General features: G+C 51.4%; 2 rRNA genes. Both read left to right on the top strand.

Features of this window, described 5'->3' with window-relative positions:
- The first annotated feature begins 40 nt into the window (after positions 1–40).
- Positions 41–2932 (top strand): 23S ribosomal RNA (locus PMI01S_RS30655).
- Positions 2933–3090: 158 nt separating this feature from the next.
- Positions 3091–3206: ribosomal RNA gene (gene rrf, locus PMI01S_RS30650) — 5S ribosomal RNA — on the top strand.
- The last annotated feature ends 48 nt before the right edge of the window (positions 3207–3254 follow it).

The following is a 3254-nucleotide window of genomic DNA, read 5'->3' as shown; positions in this document are numbered from 1 at the left end:
TGTCGTCTTCACAGTATAACCAGATTGCTTGGGGTTATATGGTCAAGTGAAGAAGCGCATACGGTGGATGCCTTGGCAGTCAGAGGCGATGAAAGACGTGGTAGCCTGCGAAAAGCTTCGGGGAGTCGGCAAACAGACTTTGATCCGGAGATGTCTGAATGGGGGAACCCACCTAACATAAGTTAGGTATCTTAAGCTGAATACATAGGCTTAAGAAGCGAACCAGGGGAACTGAAACATCTAAGTACCCTGAGGAAAAGAAATCAACCGAGATTCCCTTAGTAGTGGCGAGCGAACGGGGACTAGCCCTTAAGTGGCTTTGAGATTAGCGGAACGCTCTGGAAAGTGCGGCCATAGTGGGTGATAGCCCTGTACGCGAAAATCTCTTGGTCATGAAATCGAGTAGGACGGAGCACGAGAAACTTTGTCTGAATATGGGGGGACCATCCTCCAAGGCTAAATACTACTGACTGACCGATAGTGAACTAGTACCGTGAGGGAAAGGCGAAAAGAACCCCGGAGAGGGGAGTGAAATAGATCCTGAAACCGTATGCGTACAAGCAGTGGGAGCCCACTTTGTTGGGTGACTGCGTACCTTTTGTATAATGGGTCAGCGACTTATTTTCAGTGGCGAGCTTAACCGAATAGGGGAGGCGTAGCGAAAGCGAGTCTTAATAGGGCGTCTAGTCGCTGGGAATAGACCCGAAACCGGGCGATCTATCCATGGGCAGGTTGAAGGTTGGGTAACACTAACTGGAGGACCGAACCGACTACCGTTGAAAAGTTAGCGGATGACCTGTGGATCGGAGTGAAAGGCTAATCAAGCTCGGAGATAGCTGGTTCTCCTCGAAAGCTATTTAGGTAGCGCCTCATGTATCACTGTAGGGGGTAGAGCACTGTTTCGGCTAGGGGGTCATCCCGACTTACCAAACCGATGCAAACTCCGAATACCTACAAGTGCCGAGCATGGGAGACACACGGCGGGTGCTAACGTCCGTCGTGAAAAGGGAAACAACCCAGACCGTCAGCTAAGGTCCCAAAGTTATGGTTAAGTGGGAAACGATGTGGGAAGGCTTAGACAGCTAGGAGGTTGGCTTAGAAGCAGCCACCCTTTAAAGAAAGCGTAATAGCTCACTAGTCGAGTCGGCCTGCGCGGAAGATGTAACGGGGCTCAAACCATACACCGAAGCTACGGGTATCACTTAGGTGATGCGGTAGAGGAGCGTTCTGTAAGCCTGTGAAGGTGAGTTGAGAAGCTTGCTGGAGGTATCAGAAGTGCGAATGCTGACATGAGTAACGACAATGGGTGTGAAAAACACCCACGCCGAAAGACCAAGGTTTCCTGCGCAACGTTAATCGACGCAGGGTTAGTCGGTCCCTAAGGCGAGGCTGAAAAGCGTAGTCGATGGAAAACAGGTTAATATTCCTGTACTTCTGGTTATTGCGATGGAGGGACGGAGAAGGCTAGGCCAGCTTGGCGTTGGTTGTCCAAGTTTAAGGTGGTAGGCTGGAATCTTAGGTAAATCCGGGATTCTAAGGCCGAGAGCTGATGACGAGTGTTCTTTTAGAACACGAAGTGGTTGATGCCATGCTTCCAAGAAAAGCTTCTAAGCTTCAGGTAACCAGGAACCGTACCCCAAACCGACACAGGTGGTTGGGTAGAGAATACCAAGGCGCTTGAGAGAACTCGGGTGAAGGAACTAGGCAAAATGGCACCGTAACTTCGGGAGAAGGTGCGCCGGTGAGGGTGAAGGACTTGCTCCGTAAGCTCATGCCGGTCGAAGATACCAGGCCGCTGCGACTGTTTATTAAAAACACAGCACTCTGCAAACACGAAAGTGGACGTATAGGGTGTGACGCCTGCCCGGTGCCGGAAGGTTAATTGATGGGGTTAGCTAACGCGAAGCTCTTGATCGAAGCCCCGGTAAACGGCGGCCGTAACTATAACGGTCCTAAGGTAGCGAAATTCCTTGTCGGGTAAGTTCCGACCTGCACGAATGGCGTAACGATGGCGGCGCTGTCTCCACCCGAGACTCAGTGAAATTGAAATCGCTGTGAAGATGCAGTGTATCCGCGGCTAGACGGAAAGACCCCGTGAACCTTTACTATAGCTTTGCACTGGACTTTGAATTTGCTTGTGTAGGATAGGTGGGAGGCTTTGAAGCGTGGACGCCAGTTCGCGTGGAGCCAACCTTGAAATACCACCCTGGCAACTTTGAGGTTCTAACTCAGGTCCGTTATCCGGATCGAGGACAGTGTATGGTGGGTAGTTTGACTGGGGCGGTCTCCTCCTAAAGAGTAACGGAGGAGTACGAAGGTGCGCTCAGACCGGTCGGAAATCGGTCGTAGAGTATAAAGGCAAAAGCGCGCTTGACTGCGAGACAGACACGTCGAGCAGGTACGAAAGTAGGTCTTAGTGATCCGGTGGTTCTGTATGGAAGGGCCATCGCTCAACGGATAAAAGGTACTCCGGGGATAACAGGCTGATACCGCCCAAGAGTTCATATCGACGGCGGTGTTTGGCACCTCGATGTCGGCTCATCACATCCTGGGGCTGAAGCCGGTCCCAAGGGTATGGCTGTTCGCCATTTAAAGTGGTACGCGAGCTGGGTTTAGAACGTCGTGAGACAGTTCGGTCCCTATCTGCCGTGGACGTTTGAGATTTGAGAGGGGCTGCTCCTAGTACGAGAGGACCGGAGTGGACGAACCTCTGGTGTTCCGGTTGTCACGCCAGTGGCATTGCCGGGTAGCTATGTTCGGAATAGATAACCGCTGAAAGCATCTAAGCGGGAAACTAGCCTCAAGATGAGATCTCACTGGGACCTTGAGTCCCCTGAAGGGCCGTCGAAGACTACGACGTTGATAGGTTGGGTGTGTAAGCGCTGTGAGGCGTTGAGCTAACCAATACTAATTGCCCGTGAGGCTTGACCATATAACACCCAAGCAATTTGCTTGCTTCGAGCTGAAAAGCGAAAGAGCACCAGATTGCGGTGTGTGAAGACGAAACGAACCGAAAGTTCGAGAGAAACACACAAACTATCGCATACCCAATTCGCTGGAACGTCGAAAGACGCGTCAGCTCAAGAATTTCTTGACGACCATAGAGCATTGGAACCACCTGATCCCATCCCGAACTCAGCAGTGAAACGATGCATCGCCGATGGTAGTGTGGGGTTTCCCCATGTGAGAGTAGGTCATCGTCAAGATTAAATTCCGAAACCCCTATCTGCGTATGCAGGTAGGGGTTTTGTTTT

The organism is Pseudomonas migulae NBRC 103157 (genome assembly GCF_002091715.1).
In the GTDB taxonomy this organism is placed as follows: Bacteria; Pseudomonadota; Gammaproteobacteria; order Pseudomonadales; family Pseudomonadaceae; genus Aquipseudomonas; species Aquipseudomonas migulae_A.
This window is presented reverse-complemented; position numbering and strand designations above follow the sequence as displayed.